The organism is Lentzea sp. NEAU-D7 (assembly GCF_026242055.1).
Classification (GTDB): Bacteria; Actinomycetota; Actinomycetes; order Mycobacteriales; family Pseudonocardiaceae; genus Lentzea.
Map to the genome: position 1 here is coordinate 307,749 of NZ_JAPJDL010000001.1, position 22,084 is coordinate 329,832.

Consider the following 22,084-nt stretch of genomic DNA (forward strand, 5'->3'; position numbering starts at 1 on the left):
TGGACCGGCGGTGCGCCGGCAGGCCACGCATACCCGCTCCACGTCCGAATACACCTGCGGTGCCCTGGTCAGCGGCTCCCCGCCGGTGGTCCGACCAGCTCCCGGGCCAGCGCGGCGAGCTCGTCCGCGCCGATGCCGTGGTGCGCGAGGACGTCGAGCTGCGGACCGTTGACGGTCGGCTCGTCCGGAATGCCCAGCGCGCGGAACCGCACCGGAACGCCCTCGGTCAGGAGCGCGGGCGCGCACGCCTCCCCGAGGCCGCCGTGCACGCTGTGCTCCTCCGCCACGATCAGCCCGCGCACCCGCCGCGGCGAGGGCGATGCCCACCGTGACAGTGGCCGCAACTCTTGTTGCCGACGCGAGGACCGCTGTGCCACAGGGGATTCCCCGGTTGCACAGCGGTCCTCGGTCGTGTCGTCAGGAACGGCCCAGGATCAGCCGCCCGCAGCGGTCGCCGATCATCATCGACGGCGCGTTGGTGTTGCCGGACGTCACGCTGGGCATGATCGCGGCACTGGCGAGCCGCAGCCCGGTGACACCGCGCACTCGCAGCTGCGGGTCCACGACGGCGTTCGAGTCGGTGCCCACGCGGCACGTCCCGACGGCGTGGAAGTCGGCCTGGGAGTAGGTGCGCACCGCTTCGACCAGCTTCTCCCTGGTGTCGTAACCCGGTCCCGGCAGGGAGCCCTCGTCGGTCACCCAGTCGCGCAGGCCCCGCGAGTTGATCAGCTCCATCGCCAGCCGGTAGCCCTCCACCTGGGTGTCGAGGTCCTCCGGGGTCTGCAGGAAGTTCGGCTGGATGACCGGCGGCACGGCGGGATCAGCCGACCGCAGCTTCACGTGGCCCCGGCTGGTCGGGTGCAAGTTGATCACCCCGACCGACATCGAGTTGCCCGGATAGGGCGGGTACCCGTCCCGCGTGTAGTAGACCTGGAACTGGTACGCGGGTGTTCCCGGCACCCGTCCCCTGCCGGTGAACGCGGTGACGTCCATCGCGGTGATGTGCGACTCGGGCTCCGGCACCCGCAGCTTCTTCAACGTCACCGAGATCAGGTGGTCGTGCAGGCCGGCGCCGACCCCGGGCAGGTCCGCGACGACCGGGATGCCGAGGGGCGCCAGATCGCGCGCCGCGCCGACGCCGGACAGCTGCAGCAGCCGGGGCGTGTTGATCGTGCCCGTGCTGAGCACGACCTCGCACTCGGCCCGGACCGTGAACTGGCGGTCGCCCGCCCTGATCACGACACCGGTCACGGCCCTGCGGCTGTCGAACGTCAGCCGCGCGACCTCCGCGTCCGTCATGATCGTCAGGCGCGGGTCGGTGAGGTAGGGCGTCAGGAACGCGGTGAACGCGTCCTGGCGGATCTGGTTCACCACGTTGAGCTGCGTGTAGCCGACACCGAACTGCGTCGCGCCGTTGTAGTCCGGGTTGTAGGCGTAGCCCACGTCGACGGCCGCGTTCACCGTGGCCTGCGAGAGCAGGTTGCGCCGCGTCAACTCGCTCGACGGCTTGATCGGGCCGGTCAGCGCGTCCAGCGACGAGCGCACGTTCGCGTAGTTCCAGCCGGTCGCGCCCTGGGCGGCCCAGTGGTCGTAGTCGGCCGGGTTGCCCCTCGCCCACACCATGCCGTTCACCGAACTGCTGCCGCCGCTGAGTTTCCCGCACACGAACGACTGCGGCTGGTTCAGCAGCGCGGGCTGCGGCTCGGACTGGAAGGGCCAGATGAGCCTCGAACCCGGCGAGGTCAGCGAGCCGGCCTTCGTGAAGTCCCGCACCTCCGGCAGGTCGTTCGAACCGCCCGCCTCGATCAGCAGCACGCTCGCGCGCGAGTCCGCCAGCAGCCGTGCTGCCAGCGTGCACCCGGCCGAGCCGGCGCCCACGACGACGTAGTCGTAGCGGACCCCCTCCGCCCCCGCCGTTCCCGTGGCGGCCGAGGTGAACGCGACCGACGCCGCGGACACGCCGAACAACTTGAGCAGGTTCCGTCGAGTGAGAGTTCCGTCCTGCACCTGGCGAGCGATCTCGTCCGGATCTCGCAAGTTGTTCCGTTCCACTCTGGACATCGAAGCCCTTTCCTCCAATGGATGCATTCCAGTACTACCCGCATCGGCCAACACTGGCAAGAAGATTCACCAATAGCTCTGAACTGCGCAAATGACCAGCAGAGCCCGTGAATCAGACTTCGGAAGGCATTCGGTCGAATCGCGTGCAACTGTGAAGCGAATCGTTGACAAGTCCGGCAGAGGACTGCCATCTTCGCGCGCTTCACACGCGATATCCCTCAAAATCAGGAATGCAATGCCCGAAGCGGAGGAATCAGGAACGCGAAGAACCGGGAGTGCGGAAAACCGGTCTCGGCGAGCGGGTGACGACGTTGCCCGACGACAGATCATCTTGTTACGGTCGACTCACCGAAAGTCACCATGTCGTCGCTGTGGGGAGTGGCGCTCGGTGCGACGTGGGGGCGTGTTCAGCGAATCTCGTGGGGGAGATCGTGATCGAAGGGGTGGCCCCGTCCGACGGGGCCGCGGGGGAAGGAAGTGCCACGGACGTCGACCGGTACCTGGCGCGATGCGCGCCCGGCCGGGTGCCGATCGACGCGCTGGTCACCGGCGACTCGCCTCGGGTGGCCGGGGAGGATCCCGGGCACGTGCGCGCGCTGGCCGAGGCGGACGGCCCGTTGCCCGCGATCGTCGTGCACCGTCCGACGATGAGGGTCGTGGACGGGCTGCACCGGCTGCTCGCCGCGCGGTCGCGCGGCGAGCGGACGATCGACGTGCTGTTCTTCGACGGGACCGCCGACGAGGCGTTCCTGCTGGCGGTGCGGCTCAACTCCGCGGACGGCCTGCCGCTGGGCCAGGCCGACCGCAACGCGGCGGCCCGGCGGATCATCGCCACGCACGGCACGTGGTCGGACCGCGCGATCGCCGCCGTCGTCGGCCTGTCGGCCAAGACCGTGGGGGTGCTGCGCCGGGCGGTACCCGCGGGAGGCGCGCCCGCCAGGATCGGCCGCGACGGCAGGGTGCGGCCGCTCACCACGGCGGAGGGGCGCCGCCAGGCGGGGAAGCTGCTGGTCTCCCAGCCCGGCACGAGCCTGAGGGAGGTCGCGCGGCGGACCAACGTCTCCGTCGGCACGGTGCGCGACGTGCGTCGCCGCCTGCTCGACGGCGCCGACCCGGTGCCCGCGCGGCAGCGGCTGGCCGAACGCGCCGAGGCTCCGATCCCGGCCGATGAGCCGCGTCCCGCGCAGGACCTGGGCCCGCTCAGGCGCGATCCGTCGATGAGGTTCACCGAGGCGGGCCGCGGCGTCCTGCGAGCGCTCGACGTGGGCACCTTCAGCCCCGAGCAGTGGCAGCGCTACACCGACGCGGTACCCGCGCACGCCGTCGGCGCGCTGGCCGAGGCGGCCCACCACTGCGCCGAGTCCTGGGCGCTGTTCGCCCGGAAGCTGGAGGAGCGCTCCCGCCGCGGCCCGGGCGCCTCGACAGCGCTCTGAGCACCGGGGCACCGTCCCCGCGACCGCGCCCCAAGATCAGTCCCAAGTGGACTTGCCTGAGCTTGTGCACTTTCCGGGTCAAAACTGTCCACTTAGGAGCCGTTGCGTCAGGGAGCACGCAGCCCTCACCGGTGGCGAAATAGTCTTCGGAGAACCGGTAAAGTTTCCGGTTTCCAACGTCATCTGCCGCGCGGAAGTTCACTCGAAAGGCCAGCGAGAATCCGGTTTCGTCACAGAGCGCTGCAAAAGCCGATTCCCCTACCGCCACATCCACCGCGATCGCCTTTGGTGCTATACATGAACGGGGACGACCGCAGAGACGTCCGGAAGACCGTGCTGGGGGGTACGAGACTTGTTGTCGTCATCTGTCCTTTGTAGATCGGATGTGGCGAGCCGGTGACCACTGCCCCGGCCGGCCGCAACCGGCTGTTCGTCGCGGTCCTGGTCGACACGGTCGGCGCGGGCGCGTTCTTCCCGCTCACCTTCCTCTACCTCTCGGAGACCACCGACGTGCCGCTCGCGCGGCTCGGCCTCGTCATCACCGCGGCGAGCCTGGTCGGCCTCCCGGTCACCCCGCTGATCGGCCAGCTCGTGGACCGGTTCGGCGCGCAGCGGGTGCTGGTCGCGCAGACGGTGGTGGCGGCGGCCGGGTTCTCGTTCTACTTCCACGTCACCGGGCTGGGCGTGCTGGTGTGCGGGGTCGCGCTGGTGACGCTCTCCGACCGGATGTACTGGGCCACGTGGCCGGTGTTCGTCGGCGAGCAGGTCGGCGAGGAGGGGCTCGACCGCTGGTACTCCACGGTCAACATGGTCAAGAGCGCGAGTCTCGCCGCGGGTGGCGCGCTCGGTGCCGCCGCACTGGCGACCGGTGGCACGGACGGGCTGCGGGTCATGCTCGCGCTGAACATCGCGTCGTCGCTCGTCGCCGGTGCGCTGTTCCTGTCCGTGCGCGGAGGGCGGACCGCGCGCACCGCGGTGCCCCGGGGTGGCTGGCCCGCCCTGCTGCGCGACGGCAGGTACCTGCAGCTGGCGTTCGCGAACACGCTGCTCACGTTCGGCTGGCTGATCCCGTCGCTGGTGCTGCCGCTGTACGTGGCCAGGTACACGGTGCTCCCGGTGTGGGTGGCCGCGTCGGCGCTGACGGTGAAGATGGTGCTGGCCGCGGTGCTGCAGTCGCTGGTCACCGCGCGGCTCGGCGTGCTGCGCCGGACCACGACCGCGATCGTCGGAGCCGGGTTCTTCCTCGTCGCCATCGTCCTGCTGGCCTGCGCGTCGGCGGTGACCGGCACCGCGGTCGCGGTGGCGCTGGTGTTCGGCGGGGTGGTGTTCCTCGCGCTCGGCGAGACCGCCGCCGGCCCGGCCGCCAGCAGTCTCTCCGTCGCGGCCGCGCCACCCGCGTGGCGCGGGCGGTACGTCGCGGTGTTCCAGATGTCCTGGTCGATCTCGAACATCAGCGGGCCCGCGATCGCGGGAGCCCTGCTCGCCACGTCGGCCCTGGCCGTGTGGGAGGTGTTCGCCGCCTTCACGGGCGGGGCCGCGATCGTGCTGTTCCTGCTGCGCCGGCGGTTCCCCGCCGAGATCGACGAGAAGACACCGCCGCGCGAGAAGACCGCGCGGCACTCCGCACCCGCATGAGAAGAGGACACATGACTCCGCCGGCAGACTCCGACACCCCGGCCCGTGCCGTCGCCGACGCCGCCGTGTTGAAGGCGGACGAAGGGGCGCGAGGCGCGAACCCCTACTACTGGCACCGCATCCAGGACCTGCTCGCCGCCGTGGCGGACGCGGTCGTGTCGTGCGGCGACGCGGAACTGTCCGCGGCGATCGAGGCGCTCGAGGCCGATCCGGCCGATGTCGCCCGCTGGCAGCGCGTCCGCGAGCTGGCGAAGGCCGCCGTGGACGACCCGGCCCGCAAGACCGAGGACCTGACCCGGGCCGCGTGGGACCTGTCGCGCCGGTCGAGGCTGGGCTACCGCGTCGGCGGCGCCTACGACCGGACGGCGACGGAGGACGGCGACTGGTCGCGGTGGGAGGCCGCCAAGCCCTCCGGATCGGGCGAACCGCTGGCTCACGTGGTGATCCCGTTCCGCAACCGCGACGGGAACGAGCACCGGACCAGGAACCTGGCCGCCTGCCTGAGGTCCCTGGCGGACCAGAGCGCCGACCGGTCGAGCTACCAGGTCACGGTCGTCGAGTCGGACGACGAGCCGCGGTGGCGCGACCTGGTGGAGAACTACGCCGACGAGCACCTCTTCGCGCCGCACGGCGGGCCGTTCAACAAGTGCTGGGCGGTGAACGCCGGCGTGGTCAACACCGCGCGACCGGCTCCGGTCCTCTGCGTGCTGGACGCGGACGCCCTGGTGGACAGGAACTTCGTCGAACGCAACGTGGCCCGCTTCGACCGGGACGGCGCCGGCGGGTTCATGCCGTTCCGGGACGTGACGTACGTGGACCAGCCGGCGTCGGTGCGCGCGATCGCGGACCGCTGCGTGGAGGGCAGGGCCGAGGCGGACCCGGACCGGTTGCGCGGCTTCCTGGTCCACCGGGCGCCCGGCCTGTGCGTCTGGTTGCGCCGGGACGTGTTCGACGCGGCGGGGGGCATGGACGAACGGTTCGAGGGATGGGGACGCGAGGACCTCGACTTCGTGTTGAGGGTGCAGCTGGCGACGGCGTTCGACCAGTACGACGACACCATGCTGCACCTGTACCACCCGTCGTCGGCCTTGCTGAACAACGGCCAGACCGTCAACGCCCACATCCCGCTGCTGTCGTGGCAGCCGGAGGAGCCGATCGGGCGCATCGACCGCTATCGCGACTGACCGGCACGTTAGTAGGGGGAGACATCAAGTGCTGACAACGACGTTGCTCGCCAGTTGCGAGCTGCCGACGTCCTACGGCGACTTCACCTTGCACGTCTTCGGCGACGACGAAGGCCGCGAGGACGTCATCGCGCTCGTGCGGGGAGGCCCGGAGACGAGCCTGCGGCCGTTCGTGCGCATGCACAGCGCCTGCTTCACCGGTGACGTCCTGGCCTCGCTGCGCTGCGACTGCGGGCCCCAGCTCGACACCGCCGTGCGTCTGCTGGCGAAGGAGCAACACGGCATCCTGCTGTACCTGCCCCGGCACGAGGGCAGGGGCATCGGCCTGGTCAACAAGATCAAGGCCTACGCCCTGCAGGAACAGGGGATGGACACGGTCGCGGCGAACGTCCACCTCGGGCTGCCCGCCGACGCCCGCGACTACCGCGCCGCGGCGGAGGCGTTGCGCCAGCTCGGTGTGTCGAGCCTGCGCCTCGCGACGAACAACCCGCGCAAGATCGAGGCGCTCGTCAACGCCGGTCTGACGGTGGAGCGGGTGCCGCACGGCGGGTTCGTCAGCGCGCACAACTCCGAGTACCTGAGGGTCAAGGACGTCCTCATGGGCCACCTCGACTCGGCCGGCGGCGGGCGGGCCGGATGAGCGGCACCGCGGTGGCGGTGCTGGGCAGGCAGTTCGCGCGCCCCGGTGAGGGCGCGGAACTGGTGCGGCTCAACGTCGCGCTGGGCCGGTCGCTGCACGTGCCCGGCCTGCTCAGGTACCAGGTGCTGGTGCGGCCGGACGACGAGACCGAGCTGTGCGTGTACTGGCTGTGGCGGGACTTCGCCGACCGGGAGGCGGTCTGGGCCGCTCCCCCGCCCGCGCTGACCGCGTTCTGGGAGTCCGCGAAACCGTTGTGGCGCAGAGATCCCGACGTCCGGCGCTATCGCTGGGAGCCAGCCGCCGAGCGCGACCTGGCACCGGAGCACGCCGTGGTGCTCGACGCGGGCGACGCCGCTGCGGGCGGCCACGAACTGATCGACATCGACGGTGGCGCCGCACTGCGCTGCCGACCCGCCGGGCCGTCGCCCGCACCCGGACAGTGGACCGGGGTGTGGCGGTCGCCCGCGACCGAGGAGAGGCGAGGGGTATGAGTCTTCCCGATCAGGTCATCATCAACCTGTGTCCCACCGGGATGGTGCCGCGCCGGGCGAAGGTCCCGGACGTCCCGATCACGCCCGACGAGATCGCCAAGGACGTCCGCCGTTGTTATGAAGCGGGCGCCGGCATGGTCCACCTGCACGCCAGGGAGGACGACGAGGAACCCACCTGGAGCGCGCAGCGCTTCACCGACATCGTGGACGCGGTGGTGACGCTGACGCCGGACATCGTCCTGGTCGTCACCACCAGCGGCCGCAACTGGTCGGAGCTCGACAAGCGCGCCGCGTCGCTGACGGTGGACAACCTGGCCCGCCCGGAGATGGCCTCGCTGACACTGGGGTCGATGAACTTCGTGTCCGGACCGTCGGTGAACTCGCCCGAGACGATCGAGGGCCTGGCGCGGGCGATGCAGGAACGCGACATCGTGCCGGAACTGGAGATCTTCGACATCGGCATGGTCAACTACGCCAACTACCTGATCTCCCGCGGCATCCTCAAGCCGCCGTACTACCTCAACATCCTGTTCGGCTCCATCGGCACCGCCGAGGTCAGCGCGGCCAACGCCGCCGCCGTCCTCAGCTCGCTGCCGCAGCCGTCCACGTGGGCGTTCGCGGGCATCGGCCGGTTCCAGCTCGCCGCGAACACGCTGGCGCTGAGCCTCGGTGGTCACGTCCGGGTCGGTCTGGAGGACAACCCGTACCTGGACTGGAAGACCAAGGAACCGACCACGAACCCGCGCCTGGTGGAGCGCATCGTGCGCATCGCCCGGGAGATGGGCCGCGAGCCCGCGACGCCCCAGCAGGTCCGCGAGATCATCGGCCTGCCGCAGATGGTGCGCACGTGACGGTCACCGCCCACCGCTGGAACAGCGCGGCCGACTACGACGTGCTGGCCCGGCGCATCCAGTTCCGCAACGCGGAGCTGGTCGCCGGGCTGCACCCACGGCCGGCCGAACCGCGCCGCGTGTACGAGATCGGCTGCGGCACCGGCGCCCTCACCGAGGCGCTGGTGCACCGGATGCCCTCCGCGCGCATCGACGCGGTGGACGTGTCGGCCGACATGCTGGCGGTGGCCGCGCAGAAGAACTGGCCGGACCGGGTTCGCTTCACGCGGGGAGCTTTCCCCGACGTGGCGGTGGACCAGCGCTATGACGCGGTGTTCTCCAACGCCGCGCTGCACTGGATGCACCCGCGCTACCCCGACGTGTTCGCCACGATGAACGCGTTGCTGGCCGACGGTGGCCTGGTCTGCGCGGCGACGGCGGGCCGCACCGCGGCGACGGACCGGTTCGCCGAGCAGTCGCAGGCCGCGCTGACCCGCCTGACCGGGTTGTCCGAGCCGGACCCGTTCGAGGCGCGCAGGCTGACGGTGGCGCAGGCCGAGGAACTGGCGCGCGGCGCGGGGTTCGAGGTCGAGGACTCCTTCGTGCTGGAACGCACCACGTCCGTCCCGGCGGAGGTCCGCGCGCGCTGGTGGGTCGCCAGCGGCGGGCCGTGGACGGCGGCGCAGGCGTCCGTGCGGGACGCGGTCGGAGCGCTGTGCTCGGTGCTCGGGGACGGGGAGGTGGAGCTGGTGCACGCCAGCGTGTTCCTGCGGCTGCGCAAGGAACCGCATGCGTGACGTGTTGCGCGACCGCCAGCAGTGGGGAACGCGGGCGATGGTGTCCACCGGCAGCTCGGCCGCGACGCTGGCCGCGCTGGACGTGCTCCGCGACGGTGGCACGGCGTTCGACGCCGCCATCACGGCGTCGGCGGTGCTCACGGTGGCGATGCCGATGGCGTCCGGTCCCGCCGGTGACGCGGCGGCGGTGTTCCACCTCGCGGGTTCGGCCCAGGCCTGGTCGCTGACCGGCCTGGGCCGGGCGCCCGCCCACGCCACCGCGGCGAACTTCGCCGCCCGCGGTCACCGGACCGTGCCCGGCCGGGGCATCGAGTCGGCCACCACACCGGGTCTGCTGGGCGCCTGGTGCGCCCTGCACGAACGGCACGGCACGCTGCCGTGGTCCCGGCTGCTCGCCCCGGCCGTCGACCTGGCCGAGCGGGGCACCCCGGTCACCACGCAGACGGCGCGCTGGATCCAGGACAACCTGGCGGTGCTGAGCCAGCCGGAGTTCGCGGGCCTGTACGGCCCGCACACCTCCGCCGTGGGCGGCCGGCTGCGCAATCCGGGGCTGGCCGCGCTGTACCGGCTGCTGGCGAAGTCGGTGGACGAGCTGGAGGCCGAGCTCGACGCGAGCGTGACCAGGCTCAGCGAGCGGCTGGGCGGCTTCTTCGCGCCGGGCGACTGCGCGGTCCGGATCGGGGAGGTCGTGCCCGCCGCGACCACGACGGTGGCCGGAGCCCAGGTGGCCACGAACCCCGCGCCGACGCAAGGGGCGCTGCTGTTGCAGAACCTCGCGCTCTACGAACGGCTGCGGGAGCACGGCGGTGCCGACTCCGCGGCGAACGTGCACCTCCTCTCGGAGATCGTCCACCAGACGTACGCGTGGCGGATCGCGCACCTGGGCGACCCGGCGTGCACGCCGCCGGCAGACCCGCTGGCGGAGGCCGTGCTCGCGGACCTGGCGGGCGAGGTCGACCCGGACAAGCGCAGCGCCACCCGGTACGCCGGGCACTACACCGACGGCGACACCACGCACTTCGCCGTCCTCGACGAGGCGGGCAACAGCGTGAGCTGGACGCAGAGCCTCGGGCTCGGGTTCGGAGCCGGCGTCGGTGCCGGCGAGCTCGGTCTGCTGCTGTGCAACAGGCTGGGGCGCAGCGCCACCCTCTCCCCCGGCGAACCGAACGGCGTCTCCCCCGGCAGGCGCCCGGTCAACACCATCTTCGCCTGGAGCGCCGCCGACGCCGACGGGGTCCGCTGGCTCGGCGGCACCCCCGGTGGCGACGGCCAGTGCCAGTGGAACACCCAGGTGCTCGCCGCGCTGCTCGTCGACGGGGTGAGCCCGCTGGTGGCGCTGAACCGTCCACGGTGGACTTACCTGCCCGGCGCGGACAAGACCGAGGCCGGTGTGCCGCCGCACCTGCAGGTCGACTCGTCGATGCCGGCGGACGTCCAGGAGTGGCTCAGCGGCGCGGGCCACGCGCTGCGGGTGCGCACCAGCGTCGGCGGGGTGCTGCGGGTGCTGGGACGGCACGCGGAGTCGGTCTACGGGCTCGACGACGGCAGGCAGGAGGGACTCACCGCGGGATGGTGAGCCCGTTCCGAGATTGTCCACTTGGGACTTTTGTCAGGGCTGGAGCCAGGAGATCGCGTGACTGAGCGCGTTCCGCAGAAGCAGGGGGTTCGAGCCGCCGAGCGACAGCGCGGACAGCAGCCAGCGGCACGCGGCCACCAAGTCGGTCTACGAGCCCGACAACGGCAGGCAGGAGAGACCTCGCGCCTGAGCGCGTTCCGCAGACGCCGGGTTTTCGAGCCGTCGAGCGACAGCGGGGGCAGCCGCCAGCGGTACGCGGCCACCGAGTCGGTCTACGGACTCGACAACGACAGACAGGAGAGACTCACCGCCGGGTGGTAAGCCGCCTTCAGCGGCCCTTACGACTCCTTGTGGCATCAGGGCAGGCGGAGGCAGGAGTGCCTCGTGGCTGAGCGCGTTCCGCAGACGCAGGGGGTTCGAGCCGTCGAGCGACAGCGCGGACAGCAGCCAGCGGCACGCGGCCACCGAGTCGGTCTACGGACTCGACAACGACAGACAGGAGAGACTCACCGCCGGGTGGTGAGCCGCCTTCCAACGCCATCCACTTCGGACATACCGCAGCCTCAGGGCCGCAGGAGCCAGGAGACCTCGTGACTGAGCGCGTTCCGCAGACGCAGGGGGTTCGAGCCGTCGAGCGACAGCGCGGGCAGCTGCGAGCGGTACGCGGCCACCGCCTTCTCCTTGAGGGCACGGGCCTGCGGCGGCAGCGCGTTCACCTCCCGGACCATCCGGTCCGGGTCCAGGCCGCGGTAGCTCAGCTCTCCGTCGAGCCAGGCGTCGACGTCCAGGTACGGGTCGGGTTCCGCACCGGTCACCCAGCACGGCCAGCCGTGCCAGAGTGCATAGGGGATGTCGGCGTAGAGGTGGACCTCAGGGCGTTCCGGCAAGGCCCGCACCGCCGTGAGCGCGGCGTCGCGGGCGGCGAGGTGGTCGGTGTGGCCGCCGATCCCGGCAGGGATCCAGACCTCGTCCGCGTGCTCGAACACCTCGCCAATGCGCGCGGACAGTCGTTCGGCGTCCACCGGGCCGGACCGGTACTGCTCCTCCAGCTCGTCGAGGCGCACCGTGTCGCAGCCGAGGACTCCGCGTGCCTCGTCGTCCTCGGCCAGCCGGTCGAGCTGCCGCTGCCGGGGCGACTCCGCGCGGGTGAGGCGGTCCCAGTACGTGGGCGGGATCCCGTCGGGCGGCATGCCGGTGAAGACCGTCACCAGCGTGGTTCCCGGGCGCATCAGCCTGGCCGACGCCGAGAGGACGGCGTCGTCGAGGTGCGCGGACAACACGAATGCTTTGTGTTCCATGGCCTTCCCACGGTAGTGGTGCTTGTCGGCGGTTCACACACCTGCGAGCACGTCGTCGTGCAGTGCGGACAACTGTTCCAAGGCCGAGACCAGGTCCTGCGGCGAGTGCGTCACGGCCGTCAGCGCGTCCGCGACCCGCTCGGCGTATCCCGCGGGCGCCGACGCGAATCCGGACACCAGGGCGACCGAGCCCTTCTCGTTGGTGAGGTACCTCCGTTCGGCGGCGAAGACGACCTGCGTCAGGCACGAGACGGTCCGGAACGCACAGCCCGTCACGTACGCGACGTCGCCGCGCTCGGCCGCGGACTTCGCGGTGGACAACGAGAAGCCCGCCTCCCAGCCGAACCTCTCGACCACCGCGGTGCGCAACCGCTCGGGGTACGGGTCGACCAGGCCGCGCAGCTCGGCCAGCACGCCGTCCGGGTCGTGGAACGGCACGTTCTGGAACACCTCCCCCGCGTAGATCGCGGTGCAGAAGCCGTGCGGATGACCGGGCTGGTAATGGATGTCGATCCGCCCGGCGGCGCAGTCGGCGAGCACCTGACGGGTCTTGGCGACGTCGCGCAGCAGGATGTCGACCTTCGTGCCCGCCATGCGCGACCACACGCCGCCGTTGATCCACGGCCCCCACTCGCCGTACCGGCCGAAGCCGTCCACGGCACCGCGGTCGTCCAGGTCCGCCACGACCCCGAGCAGGGTATCGAAGTCCGGGCGTCGGCCGGGCTCGTAGTACAGGCCCACGTCGACGTCCGAGTTCGCGCGGGCCGTACCCCTGGCGCGCGATCCGCCCAGTACCAGGCCGGCTGTTCCCGGCACCCCCGCGAGACCGTCGCGGATCCGGTCCAGAACACGCCGCAGGTCGGCGTCGTCCATGCACACCCCCCAGGTTGCATATGGGACGAGGCTACTCCGAACCTGTGACACGCTTTTCCGGCTGGACCGATGAGTTCCCGCGTCCGCCGCGGTCCACCCGTCGACCCAGGAACGGAAGGAAGCCCCATGACCCAGCTGGTGAAGGTCCAGAACTTCGTAGTGTCGAGCGACGGGTTCGGTGCCGGCGAGGACCAGACCCTCGAACGGCCGTTCGGCCACGCTGATCCCGGCACGATGTTCGCGTGGGCCGGTGCCACCGCGAGCTGGCCCAACCGCACCGAACCCGGTGGCAGCCGCGGCCTCGACGACCACCTCACCCGCGACTTCGGGCACAACATCGGCGCGGAGATCATGGGCGCCCACAAGTTCAGCCCGCACCGCGGCCCGTGGCAGAACCACGACTGGCAGGGCTGGTGGGGCGACGAACCGCCGTTCCACACGCCGGTCTTCGTCCTGACCCACCACGAACGGCCGTCGTTCACCCTGTCCGACACGACGTTCCACTTCGTGAACGCGGACCCGGCCGACGTCCTCGCACTCGCGAAGGAGGCCGCGGAGGGCAAGGACGTCCGGATCGGCGGCGGTGCCACCACGATCCGGTCGTTCCTCGACGCCGACCTCGTCGACACCCTGCACGTCGCGGTCGTCCCGGTCGAGCTCGGGCACGGCGTGCCGCTGTGGAAGTCGCCCGACGAGCTGCTCGACCGGTTCCACCTCGACGTCGTGCCCAGCCCGAGCGGCGTCACCCACCACCTGTTCTGGCGGAAGTGATCCCCAGGCCACCAGGGCCCCAGGTTTTCGAAACTTGTTTCGAAACTTTCACACAATTACGCGCGAAACCTCGTGCAGAACGTGCGAAATCACGCCGAATTCGGCCCCGTCGAACACGCGGTCCCACCTGCGCGTTCGACGGGCATTCGAAAAGACGGCACTCTTCCCGAGGATGATCTTCCAGGTCAGCCCTGCTGCCGCGGCGAGCGGAGAAGCGCGCCTTGTTAGGTCGAACGACCTCGGCTAATACTGTCAGCGTTTCAGATCGAGTGACGCGGACATGGCGCAGTCCGCACCGCTCGACCCATTCCACTCGCGTTCTCGCGAGTGCTTCTCAGAAAGCGCCGAACATGACGCTGACAGTGAAGTCAGTCGCACGGGTGTCCCTCGTGTCCACCCTCGTCCTCGCCACCGTGGGGGCCGCAGTCCTCGCGGCGTCACCCGCCAGTGGCGCCGCCTCCACTCTCGCCGCGGCGGCCCAGCAGAGCGGTCGCTACTTCGGCACGGCCGTGGCCGCGAACAAGCTCGGGGACTCGACCTACGTCGGGATCCTGAACCGCGAGTTCGACATGGTCACGGCCGAGAACGAGATGAAGATGGACGCCACTGAGCCGAACCAGGGGCAGTTCAGCTACGGCAACGCGGACCGGATCGTCAACCAGGCGCGCAACCAGGGCAAGCGGATCCGCGGGCACGCGCTGGCGTGGCACTCGCAGCAGCCCGGCTGGATGCAGAACATGTCCGGCACGGCGCTGCGCAACGCGATGCTCAACCACGTCACGCAGGTCGCGAGCTACTACCGGGGCAAGATCTACGCCTGGGACGTGGTGAACGAGGCCTTCGCCGACGGCAGCAGCGGCGGACGCCGCGACTCCAACCTGCAGCGCACCGGCAACGACTGGATCGAGGCCGCCTTCCGCGCGGCGCGGGCGGCCGACCCCGGCGCGAAGCTCTGCTACAACGACTACAACACCGACAACTGGTCGCACGCCAAGACGCAGGGCGTCTACCGGATGGTGCAGGACTTCAAGTCCCGCGGTGTGCCGATCGACTGCGTCGGCTTCCAGGCGCACTTCAACAGCGGCAACCCGGTGCCGTCCAACTACCACACCACCCTGCAGAACTTCGCCGCCCTCGGCGTGGACGTGCAGATCACCGAGCTCGACATCGAGGGCTCGGGCAGCACGCAGGCCCAGCAGTACTCGGGAGTCACCCAGGCCTGCCTCGCCGTGGCGCGGTGCACCGGCATCACCGTGTGGGGCATCCGCGACACCGACTCCTGGCGTGCTTCGGGCACCCCGCTGCTGTTCGACGGCAGCGGCAACAAGAAGGCGGCCTACACCTCGGTGCTCAACGCCCTGAACGCGGGCACGGGCACCACCACGCCGCCCACCAGCACCACGACCACGACGTCCAACCCCGGCGGCGGGGGTTGCACCGCGACGTACTCCGAGGGCGAGAAGTGGAACGACCGCTTCAACGGCCAGGTCACCGTCTCGGGCACGGACAACTGGATCGTCACGGTCACCGTCAGCTCACCCCAGCGGATCATCGCCACCTGGAACACGAGTGCCAGCTGGGACTCCGCGAACGTGATGACCGCACGCCCCAACGGCAGCGGCAACACGTTCGGCTTCACGATCATGCACGGCGGTAACTGGAACTGGCCCGCCGTCTCCTGCCGCGTCGCCTGACGACGGCTCCGGAGAACGCGCCGGCACGGGCCCATCGCGAGCGGGCCCGTGCCGGTCGCCTTTCCAGGCAGGCAGGCCGTTCAGGACTTCTTCCGGGAACGCGCCGCGGCGAACCTGTCCGCCGCTTCGCGCAGGTCCACGACGGGCGGCGGGTAGTCGAGCGCCTTGCGTTCCTCGTCGGGCAGCGTCCACGGCTCGTGGACGTGCTTCGGGGCCAGCGCGGCCAGTTCGGGCAGGTAGCGCCGGACGTAGGTGCCGTCCGGGTCGTACCGGTGAGCCTGAGCCAACGGGTTGTGCACGCGGTTCGGGCGGGTGTCGGTGCCCGTGCCGGCCACCCACTGCCAGTTCATCTGGTTGTTCGCCAGGTCGCAGTCCACCAGCAGGTCGACGAAGTGCTGGGCACCCAGCCGCCAGTCCAGGTACAGGGTCTTGCACAGGAAGCTCGCCGCGATCAGGCGGGCCCGGTTGTGCATCCAGCCCTCCTGGACGAGCTGGCGCATCGCCGCGTCCACGATCGGATAGCCGGTGCGGCCGTCCCGCCACGCCGCGAAGTCGCGGTCCGAGCGCCTCCAGCGGTCGTGCCGGGTGCGGTAGTCCCTGGTGGCCGACTCGGGGCGGGCGGCCAGCACCTGGTGGTGGAAGTCGCGCCACGCGAGCTGGCGGGTGTACGCGCGGGCACCTTCGGACGCGGTGCCGGCGCGGTCCAGCAGCTCGGTCACCGACACCGTGCCGAAGTGCAGGTGCGGTGACAGGTGCGAGGTGGCGTCGTCGGCCAGTGCGTCGTGCAGGTCGGCGTAGTCGTCCACGCCGGTGCGCACCCACTTCGCCATCAGCTCTCGACCGGTGGTCTCGCCGCCTGCGGCCAGGTCCGGCGACGGGGTGCCGTCGTGGAGCCTGCCTGGTGGCTCACCGCTGATCTCGGGCACGGTCAGCCGCCGCGGCGCGCGCAGGACACCGCGGCGGTGCACGGTCTCCCACTTGCGGAAGTACGGGGTGAACACCGCGAAGTGGTCGCCACCGCCGGACGGGGTGAGGGACAGCGGCGGCACGGCGTTGATCGACGCGTCGTGCACGTGCAGGTCCACGCCCAGCGCCTCCAGGGCCTCCTCCCGGCGGCGGGCGTACCTGCTGACGTCGGCGGCGACGTGGATCTCGGTGACGTCGTGGTCCCGGACGACCCTGGCGACCTCGTCGGCGAGTTTTCCCTTGCGCACCACAAGTTTGTCGCCGCACGCCCGCAGCGACCGGTCCAGGTCGGCCAGGCAGTCGGACAGGAACGCGGCGCGGTTGGCGTTGAAGAACGCCGACGTGACGATCGCGTCGTCGAGCACGAACAGCGGGACGCACCGGTCCGCCGCGGCCGCGGCGTGCAGCACCGGGTTGTCGTGGACCCGCAGGTCACGGGTGAAGAGGGCGATCGACGTCGTCACCGGTGAGCGATACCCGGCGCCCCGGTCCGGCAACCGCGATGTCACGCGTTCGTGGACCGACGGTTGCGGCCGTCCGGAAACGGGCACGTCATGCGGATGACGACCGACGAAGACGGGCAGCCGACGAGGTGCCTCGTGATGGGCGCGACCGGGCACCTCGGGTCGCGCCTCGTGCCCGAGCTGCTCAGGCGCGGCCACCAGGTGGCCGTGCTGGTCCGCGACAGCGCGCAGGCGGCGCGGTTCGCCACCAGGGTGATGGTGCACACCGGTGACGCCACGGATCCGCACGCGGTCCGGGAAGCGCTGGCGGGCAACGACGTCGTGTACTTCCTCGTGCACTCGCTGGACCGGCCGGACTTCGCGGGCGTCGACGCCAGGGCCGCCGCCGTGCTGGCCGGGGCCGCGGCGGACGCGGCGGTGCGGCAGATCGTCTACGTCGGCGGGCCGCGCCCCGACTCCCCCGGCCTGTCCGCGCACCTCGCCTCACGGGCCGAGGTCGGCGACGTCCTGGCCGCGGGAGCGGTGCCCGCGCTCGTGCTGCAGGCGTCGATGATCATCGGTGCCGGTTCGGCGAGCTTCGAGCTGTTGCGGTCGTCCGCGCGGCTCACGCCGTGGGTGCCGGTGCCGTCGTGGATGAACAACACCAGCAGGCCGGTCGCGGTCGCGGACGTCGTGCACTTCCTGGTGGCCGCCGCGGACCTCCCGGAACCGGTCGGCGGCGTGTTCGACGTGCCCGGCCCGGAGCGCCTGAGCTACCTGGAGCTGGTGCAGCGGTGTGCGCGGGTGCTGCGGCTCCCGGTCCGGCTGCCGGTGCCCGCCCCCCTGTGGTCGCACAAGCTCGCCGCGCAGGTCGCCGGACTGGTGACCCCGGTGCGGGCGGCGGTCGCGGAACCGCTGTTCGCGTCGCTGGAGCACGACCTCGCGGCGGACGGCCCGCTCGTCACCGACGTGCTGCCCGCGCCGCCCGGCGGCATGACCAGCGTCGACAATGCCATCCGCGCCGCGACCACCCCGCAGGCCGAGAAGGACGGCGGCGAGGTGTTCACCGAGGAACGGACGGTGCTGACCGAGGCGTCACCGGAGGACGTGTGGCGCACCGTGAACGGGTTGGGCGGCAAGGACGGCTGGCACACCATCCCTCTCGTGTGGACGGTCCGGGGCGCGATCGACCACCTGCTCGGCGGCATCGGGCTGTACCGCGGCCGGGCACCCGAGGTCGGCGAAGGCGACGTGGTCGACTTCTGGACCGTCCTGCACCGCGACGACGAGGCGAAGCAGCTGGTGCTGCGGGCGGACATGAAGATGCCCGGCCGCACGGTGCTCGACATGCGCGTCGACCGGGAGGGCGACCGCACGCGCTACCGGCAGAAGATCACGTTCACCGCCGACGGGCTGCTCGGCCAGCTGTACTGGGTGGCGCAGAAGCCTTTGCACGACGTCGTGTTCGCCACGATGGCGCGCGGGATCGTCCGGAAGGCCTCTGCGGCATGATCTGCCCATGCGCAGCTCACTGTTCAACCACGAAGAGCGGGCCGTCGAGCCCGGGAGCTTCCAACTGCAGAACGAACGCATGCTCAAAGTGGACCTCACCGGCAGCGGTGGGTTCTTCTTCGCCAAGCAGGGATCGATGATCGCCTACCAGGGTGACGTCGACTTCGCCTACGAGGGCAGCGGTGGTCTGGGCAAGCTGTTCAAGAAGGCCTTCACCGGTGAGGGCATGTCCCTGATGAAGGTGTCGGGCAGCGGCGACGTCTTCCTCGCCCAGGACGCCGACGAGATCTTCGTGCTGCACCTGGAGGACGAGGGCGTCACGGTCAACGGCAAGAACGTGCTCGCGTTCGACAGCTCGCTCAAGTGGGACATCAACCGCACCGAAGGCGCGTCGATGCTCAGCGGCGGCCTGTTCAACACCACGTTCACGGGCACCGGCGCACTGGCCGTCACCGCCTACGGCACGCCGGTCGTGCTGAACGTGGACCAGCCGACGTTCGTCGACATGCAGTCCGCCGTCCTGTGGTCCACCTCGCTGCAGTCCACGATCCGCAAGACGGCCAAGCTCGGTGCCGTCATCGGCCGCGGCTCCGGGGAGGCGTACCAGCTCGCGTTGTCGGGTCAGGGCATCGTCGTGGTGCAGGCCTCGGAAGGCCACCCCGTCCCGACCGCGCAGTGATGCCGGGGCGAGCGCGGCCGGGACGTTCCCGGCCGCGCTCGCTCAGCGGACCCGGTCTCCGGCGATCCAGACGCCGGCGATGTTCCGCGTGGCGGTGAGGTCGCCGTCGATCAGGAGCAGGTCCGCGCGCATCCCGGCCGCTGCCGCCCCGCGGTCGCCGAGACCGAACACCTGCGCCGGCAACGTCGTCGCGCTCGCGAGCGCCTCGACCGGGGTCAGCCCGGCGGCGACCATGAGTTCGAGCTCGTGGTGCATCGACTCGCCGTGCTTCGGGGCGAACGGCGCTCCGGCCGCCGAGTTCGCGTCCGTCCCGGCCAGCAGCCGGATGCCGGCGTCGTGCAGCGCGGTCACCGTGTCGCGCGCGTGCTCGTAGCGGAAACCGGCGGCGGCGAACAGTGCCGCGGTGCCTTCCATCATCGTCAGCGTCGGCACCGACACCATCCCGATCTCCCGCATCCGAGCGATGGTCTCGTCGTCGAGGACGGCGTCGAGCGGCGCGTGCGTGCTGACGTCCACACCGGACTCGACGGCGACGCGGAACGCGCCGGTCGTGACGGCGTGCGCGACGACGAGGAGGCCGTGTTCGTGGGCGGCCTGGACGAGGGCGTTCACGGTCGCCTGGTCCATGCCCTCGGGCGGCCCGGCCTCGGTGACGATCTTGACGTAGTCGGCGCCGTCGGCGACGCGCCGCTCGACGAACGCCCGCGCCTCGTCCGGGCCTGTCACGATCCCCTCCGCCGGGAAGCCCGGCATCCGCGCGTGGTGCCCGCCCCGCCCGACCGCCGGGATCGTGGCGCTCAGGATCTGCGCCACGCCCTTCTGCCGCCGCACCTCGCCGACGAACTCGAGCGGCCAGGCACCCATGTCCAGCCCCGTCGTGACGCCCCAGCGGGCGAGGTCCTCGAGATCGGCCCGGCCGCGCACGGTGTGCACGTGCGCGTCGATCAGACCCGGTGACAACACGCCTCCCGCCGCATCGACGACCGTGTCGGCCGCCGCGCCTTGGTCCTCGAAGATCGACTCCCCGAACACCACCCGCCGGGGTTCGCTCACCACCGAGCCGTCGAACACCCGGACGTTCTCGATCGCCGTCGTCATCGCGCCTCCCGATTTACCTTTTCCGAAAGCTATCACGACAGCGATCCGGTAGGGTCCGGGCATGTCCTCACCGCGCGAGGTGTCCTCGCTGTCCCTCGCTCAGCACGCCGTGAGGCTGCAGACGTTGCTGGAGCGCCACATCACCGAGGTGCTCAGGAAGCACGGACTCTCCCGCAGCGAACTCGACGTGCTGGGAGCCTTGGTCTCGTGCGGTGACGCCGGCGCACGCCCGCAGGAGCTGTCCTCACAGCTGCTGCTCACCACGGGAGGTATCAGCAACATCCTCCGCAGGCTTCAGAACGACGGGCACATCACGCGCGAGGCGAACCGCACCGACGCCCGGAGCAACATCGTGCGCCTGACCGCGCGAGGACTCGACGCCGCACGCGAGGCCGGGACGGACGTCACCGAGGTGATCAGCCGGGTGCTCGGCCCCGTCGACCGATCCGTGATCGACACCGCCGCCGGAGTCCTGCACCAGGTTCTCGTCGCCCTCGACGAGGACTCGCCGGTGCACCGCGACCTCACCCGCTGACCGGTCAGCCGGCCGCCCTCGCCGCGCGCCCGGCCAGTTCGGCGAAGGCGTCCCGCAGCTCCGGTGGCCCGACGACCTCGATCTCGGCGTCGAAGCGCGCGAGCCACGCGGCGAGCGCAACCCACGACCAGGCTCCTGCCACCAGCCTCGTCCTGGCGGGGCCCACCTCCTCGGCGGTGCCGTCGCCCGCGAACACCGCCACCTCGGCCAGCGGAAGGCCGAGAACGACCTCGCCCCGACAGGGCCAGGCGTCGGCGCCGGCGGAGCCCTTGAACCGGGCGGACAGGAACGCCGCGACGTCCCCGCCGGGCACCTCGCGCCGGGTGAAACGGGGACCGGTGGGGACGCGGAGCGTCATCCGGTCCACGCGGTAGGTGCGCCAGTCCTGCCGTTCCTCGCTCCATCCGAGGAGGTACCAGCGGCCGCTCCGGACGACGAGGTGGTGCGGCTGCACGCGGCGCGGAGGGCGCGGCTCGGCGTGGTCAGGCCGGCCCGGCGGGTGGTAGTCGAACCTCAGTTCCTCACGGCCGCGGATGGCGCTGCTCAAGGTGAGCAGCACCTCGGTGTCCACCTGAATGGCTGTCGCACCGGCCGTGGTGATCTCCAGCGCGTCGACGCGGCGGCGCAGCCGGGACGGCATCACCTGGCGCACGGTCACCAGGGCCCGTGCGGCGGCTTCCTCGATGCCGGCGCCCGCGCTCACCGCGATCCGCAGCGCCACGGCGAGCGCCACCGCCTGCTCCTCGTCGAACAACATCGGCGGCATGTGGCTGCCGGCTTCGAGCCGGTAACCGCCGTCGGGTCCCTTGACCGCGTGCACGACGTAACCGAGCTCGCGCAGCCTGTCGACGTCACGGCGCACCGTCCGTTCGCTGACGGCCAGGCGCTCGGCGAGCAGGCCTCCCGGCCAGTCGCGGCGGGCCTGCAGCATCGACAGCAGCGCCAGCAGTCGCGCGGAGGTGGTCGTCGAGGAAGCCGTCGGCATGGTGCTCAGTCTGGCAGGAGAAGCGGACGTTCCCTGTCCTCTACCGCTGACATCGTCGTTCTCGTCGCCGGAGACCTCCGGCGACGAGAACCACTCGTGAAGGACCGGACACCATGTCGCTCAACGCAGTCGCCCACCTCAACTTCCGCGGCCAGGCCAGGGAGGCCCTGGAGTTCTACCGCTCGGTGTTCGGCGGGCAGGCCACCATCGCCACCTACGCCGACTTCGGCATGCCCGCCGACCTGCCCGGTGCCCAGAACGTGGTCTTCGGCCAGGTCGTCGCCGACAACGGCTTCCGGGTCATGGCCTACGACGTGCCCGGCGAGAACGTCCCGTTCGTCCAGGGCGAGCCCACCACCCACCGGGCGAACGGCACGACGATCACCACGGAGCCGTTCTTCCTCTCCGTGCGCGGCGACTCCGCCGAGGAGGTCGCGACCCTCTGGAAGGGCCTCGCCGAGGGCGCCTCGGTGGTCGAGGAGTTCGGCCCCGCGCAGTGGTCGCCGGGCTTCGGCATGCTCACCGACCGGTTCGGCGTGACGTGGATCCTCGACGTCGCGGCCGATCACGCCCAGGCCTGAGT

At 71.1% G+C, this 22,084-nt stretch carries 21 protein-coding genes; 14 read left to right on the forward strand and 7 right to left on the reverse strand.

Features of this window, described 5'->3' with window-relative positions:
• Nucleotides 1-68: 68 nt before the first annotated feature.
• Together ORI60_RS01425 and ORI60_RS01430 are read right to left on the reverse strand one after the other, a co-directional pair.
• Nucleotides 69-302: a hypothetical protein gene (locus tag ORI60_RS01425; RefSeq protein ID WP_266033037.1), complete on the reverse strand. Its 234-nt coding sequence runs from the start codon at nucleotides 300-302 to the stop codon at nucleotides 69-71.
• A 115-nt stretch (nucleotides 303-417) separates the two neighbouring features.
• A complete protein-coding gene (locus ORI60_RS01430) occupies nucleotides 418-2,052 on the reverse strand; it encodes a GMC family oxidoreductase (RefSeq protein ID WP_266033039.1) in 1,635 nt (544 codons plus the stop codon).
• A 440-nt stretch (nucleotides 2,053-2,492) separates the two neighbouring features.
• On the opposite strand from ORI60_RS01430, the gene ORI60_RS01435 reads away from it, so the two are divergent.
• From ORI60_RS01435 to ORI60_RS01470, 8 genes are all read left to right on the forward strand, one after another.
• Complete coding sequence (locus ORI60_RS01435) at nucleotides 2,493-3,494, forward strand: ParB/RepB/Spo0J family partition protein (protein WP_266033041.1); 1,002 nt, start codon at nucleotides 2,493-2,495, stop codon at nucleotides 3,492-3,494.
• Between the two features lie 396 nt (nucleotides 3,495-3,890).
• On the forward strand, nucleotides 3,891-5,129 hold the full coding sequence (locus ORI60_RS01440; RefSeq protein ID WP_266033043.1) for an MFS transporter: 1,239 nt from the start codon (nucleotides 3,891-3,893) through the stop codon (nucleotides 5,127-5,129).
• 11 nt (nucleotides 5,130-5,140) lie between these two features.
• Nucleotides 5,141-6,313 carry a glycosyltransferase gene (locus ORI60_RS01445; protein WP_266033044.1) on the forward strand — a complete coding sequence of 391 codons (1,173 nt, stop codon included), beginning with the start codon at nucleotides 5,141-5,143 and terminating at the stop codon, nucleotides 6,311-6,313.
• Nucleotides 6,314-6,341: 28 nt separating this feature from the next.
• Nucleotides 6,342-6,953 (forward strand): GTP cyclohydrolase II, encoded by a 612-nt coding sequence (gene ribA / locus ORI60_RS01450; RefSeq protein ID WP_266033047.1) that lies wholly within the window; start codon nucleotides 6,342-6,344, stop codon nucleotides 6,951-6,953.
• A complete protein-coding gene (locus ORI60_RS01455; RefSeq protein ID WP_266033048.1) occupies nucleotides 6,950-7,444 on the forward strand; it encodes a putative quinol monooxygenase in 495 nt (164 codons plus the stop codon). Before ribA ends, ORI60_RS01455 begins: the two co-directional genes overlap by 4 nt.
• The gene (locus tag ORI60_RS01460; protein WP_266033050.1) at nucleotides 7,441-8,295 is read left to right on the forward strand and encodes a 3-keto-5-aminohexanoate cleavage protein; all 855 of its coding nucleotides are present in this window, start codon (nucleotides 7,441-7,443) and stop codon (nucleotides 8,293-8,295) included. Before ORI60_RS01455 ends, ORI60_RS01460 begins: the two co-directional genes overlap by 4 nt.
• Entirely contained in the window at nucleotides 8,292-9,071 is a 780-nt protein-coding gene (locus tag ORI60_RS01465) for a class I SAM-dependent methyltransferase (protein WP_266033051.1), read from the forward strand. The genes ORI60_RS01460 and ORI60_RS01465 overlap by 4 nt, the downstream gene beginning before the upstream one ends.
• Nucleotides 9,064-10,647, forward strand: coding sequence for a gamma-glutamyltransferase (locus ORI60_RS01470; protein WP_266033054.1), 1,584 nt, complete (start codon nucleotides 9,064-9,066; stop codon nucleotides 10,645-10,647). The genes ORI60_RS01465 and ORI60_RS01470 overlap by 8 nt, the downstream gene beginning before the upstream one ends.
• Nucleotides 10,648-11,210: 563 nt before the next feature.
• Here ORI60_RS01470 and ORI60_RS01475 read toward each other — a convergent pair.
• Nucleotides 11,211-11,945, reverse strand: a complete 735-nt coding sequence (locus ORI60_RS01475; protein ID WP_266033057.1) for a PIG-L deacetylase family protein — start codon at nucleotides 11,943-11,945, stop codon at nucleotides 11,211-11,213.
• Between the two features lie 33 nt (nucleotides 11,946-11,978).
• Nucleotides 11,979-12,818, reverse strand: coding sequence for a nucleotidyltransferase domain-containing protein (locus ORI60_RS01480; protein WP_266033059.1), 840 nt, complete (start codon nucleotides 12,816-12,818; stop codon nucleotides 11,979-11,981).
• A gap of 126 nt (nucleotides 12,819-12,944) precedes the next feature.
• Between ORI60_RS01480 and ORI60_RS01485 the strand changes: the two genes are divergently transcribed.
• A complete protein-coding gene (locus tag ORI60_RS01485) occupies nucleotides 12,945-13,589 on the forward strand; it encodes a dihydrofolate reductase family protein (protein ID WP_266033060.1) in 645 nt (214 codons plus the stop codon).
• 350 nt (nucleotides 13,590-13,939) lie between these two features.
• On the forward strand, nucleotides 13,940-15,283 hold the full coding sequence (locus ORI60_RS01490; RefSeq protein ID WP_266033062.1) for an endo-1,4-beta-xylanase: 1,344 nt from the start codon (nucleotides 13,940-13,942) through the stop codon (nucleotides 15,281-15,283).
• 80 nt (nucleotides 15,284-15,363) lie between these two features.
• On the opposite strand, the gene ORI60_RS01495 is transcribed toward ORI60_RS01490, so the two are convergent.
• A complete protein-coding gene (locus tag ORI60_RS01495; RefSeq protein ID WP_266033063.1) occupies nucleotides 15,364-16,713 on the reverse strand; it encodes a cryptochrome/photolyase family protein in 1,350 nt (449 codons plus the stop codon).
• A gap of 96 nt (nucleotides 16,714-16,809) precedes the next feature.
• On the opposite strand from ORI60_RS01495, the gene ORI60_RS01500 reads away from it, so the two are divergent.
• Together ORI60_RS01500 and ORI60_RS01505 are read left to right on the forward strand one after the other, a co-directional pair.
• The gene (locus ORI60_RS01500) at nucleotides 16,810-18,204 is read left to right on the forward strand and encodes a DUF2867 domain-containing protein (protein WP_266033066.1); all 1,395 of its coding nucleotides are present in this window, start codon (nucleotides 16,810-16,812) and stop codon (nucleotides 18,202-18,204) included.
• Nucleotides 18,205-18,211: 7 nt separating this feature from the next.
• Complete coding sequence (locus ORI60_RS01505) at nucleotides 18,212-18,883, forward strand: AIM24 family protein (RefSeq protein ID WP_266033068.1); 672 nt, start codon at nucleotides 18,212-18,214, stop codon at nucleotides 18,881-18,883.
• Between the two features lie 42 nt (nucleotides 18,884-18,925).
• Here the strand turns inward: ORI60_RS01505 and ORI60_RS01510 are convergent, their stop codons facing one another.
• Nucleotides 18,926-19,981, reverse strand: coding sequence for an amidohydrolase family protein (locus ORI60_RS01510; RefSeq protein WP_266033069.1), 1,056 nt, complete (start codon nucleotides 19,979-19,981; stop codon nucleotides 18,926-18,928).
• 61 nt (nucleotides 19,982-20,042) lie between these two features.
• On the opposite strand from ORI60_RS01510, the gene ORI60_RS01515 reads away from it, so the two are divergent.
• Nucleotides 20,043-20,516: a MarR family winged helix-turn-helix transcriptional regulator gene (locus tag ORI60_RS01515; protein WP_266033071.1), complete on the forward strand. Its 474-nt coding sequence runs from the start codon at nucleotides 20,043-20,045 to the stop codon at nucleotides 20,514-20,516.
• A 4-nt stretch (nucleotides 20,517-20,520) separates the two neighbouring features.
• Here ORI60_RS01515 and ORI60_RS01520 read toward each other — a convergent pair whose 3' ends face one another.
• A complete protein-coding gene (locus ORI60_RS01520; RefSeq protein ID WP_266033073.1) occupies nucleotides 20,521-21,501 on the reverse strand; it encodes a helix-turn-helix transcriptional regulator in 981 nt (326 codons plus the stop codon).
• 113 nt (nucleotides 21,502-21,614) lie between these two features.
• On the opposite strand from ORI60_RS01520, the gene ORI60_RS01525 reads away from it, so the two are divergent.
• Complete coding sequence (locus tag ORI60_RS01525; RefSeq protein ID WP_266033076.1) at nucleotides 21,615-22,082, forward strand: VOC family protein; 468 nt, start codon at nucleotides 21,615-21,617, stop codon at nucleotides 22,080-22,082.
• Nucleotides 22,083-22,084 lie beyond the last annotated feature (2 nt).

What these genes read in the sequence shown, in the direction of transcription:
- ORI60_RS01445 (WP_266033044.1), top strand. Translation starts at nt 5,141, where the DNA reads ATGACTCCGCCGGCAGACTCCGACACCCCGGCCCGTGCCGTCGCCGAC.
- ORI60_RS01455 (WP_266033048.1), top strand. Translation starts at nt 6,950, where the DNA reads ATGAGCGGCACCGCGGTGGCGGTGCTGGGCAGGCAGTTCGCGCGCCCC.
- ORI60_RS01460 (WP_266033050.1), top strand. Translation starts at nt 7,441, where the DNA reads ATGAGTCTTCCCGATCAGGTCATCATCAACCTGTGTCCCACCGGGATG.
- ORI60_RS01470 (WP_266033054.1), top strand. Translation starts at nt 9,064, where the DNA reads ATGCGTGACGTGTTGCGCGACCGCCAGCAGTGGGGAACGCGGGCGATG.
- ORI60_RS01475 (WP_266033057.1), bottom strand. Translation starts at nt 11,945, where the DNA reads ATGGAACACAAAGCATTCGTGTTGTCCGCGCACCTCGACGACGCCGTC.
- ORI60_RS01480 (WP_266033059.1), bottom strand. Translation starts at nt 12,818, where the DNA reads ATGGACGACGCCGACCTGCGGCGTGTTCTGGACCGGATCCGCGACGGT.
- ORI60_RS01485 (WP_266033060.1), top strand. Translation starts at nt 12,945, where the DNA reads ATGACCCAGCTGGTGAAGGTCCAGAACTTCGTAGTGTCGAGCGACGGG.
- ORI60_RS01490 (WP_266033062.1), top strand. Translation starts at nt 13,940, where the DNA reads ATGACGCTGACAGTGAAGTCAGTCGCACGGGTGTCCCTCGTGTCCACC.
- ORI60_RS01500 (WP_266033066.1), top strand. Translation starts at nt 16,810, where the DNA reads ATGACGACCGACGAAGACGGGCAGCCGACGAGGTGCCTCGTGATGGGC.
- ORI60_RS01505 (WP_266033068.1), top strand. Translation starts at nt 18,212, where the DNA reads ATGCGCAGCTCACTGTTCAACCACGAAGAGCGGGCCGTCGAGCCCGGG.
- ORI60_RS01510 (WP_266033069.1), bottom strand. Translation starts at nt 19,981, where the DNA reads ATGACGACGGCGATCGAGAACGTCCGGGTGTTCGACGGCTCGGTGGTG.
- ORI60_RS01515 (WP_266033071.1), top strand. Translation starts at nt 20,043, where the DNA reads ATGTCCTCACCGCGCGAGGTGTCCTCGCTGTCCCTCGCTCAGCACGCC.
- ORI60_RS01520 (WP_266033073.1), bottom strand. Translation starts at nt 21,501, where the DNA reads ATGCCGACGGCTTCCTCGACGACCACCTCCGCGCGACTGCTGGCGCTG.
- ORI60_RS01525 (WP_266033076.1), top strand. Translation starts at nt 21,615, where the DNA reads ATGTCGCTCAACGCAGTCGCCCACCTCAACTTCCGCGGCCAGGCCAGG.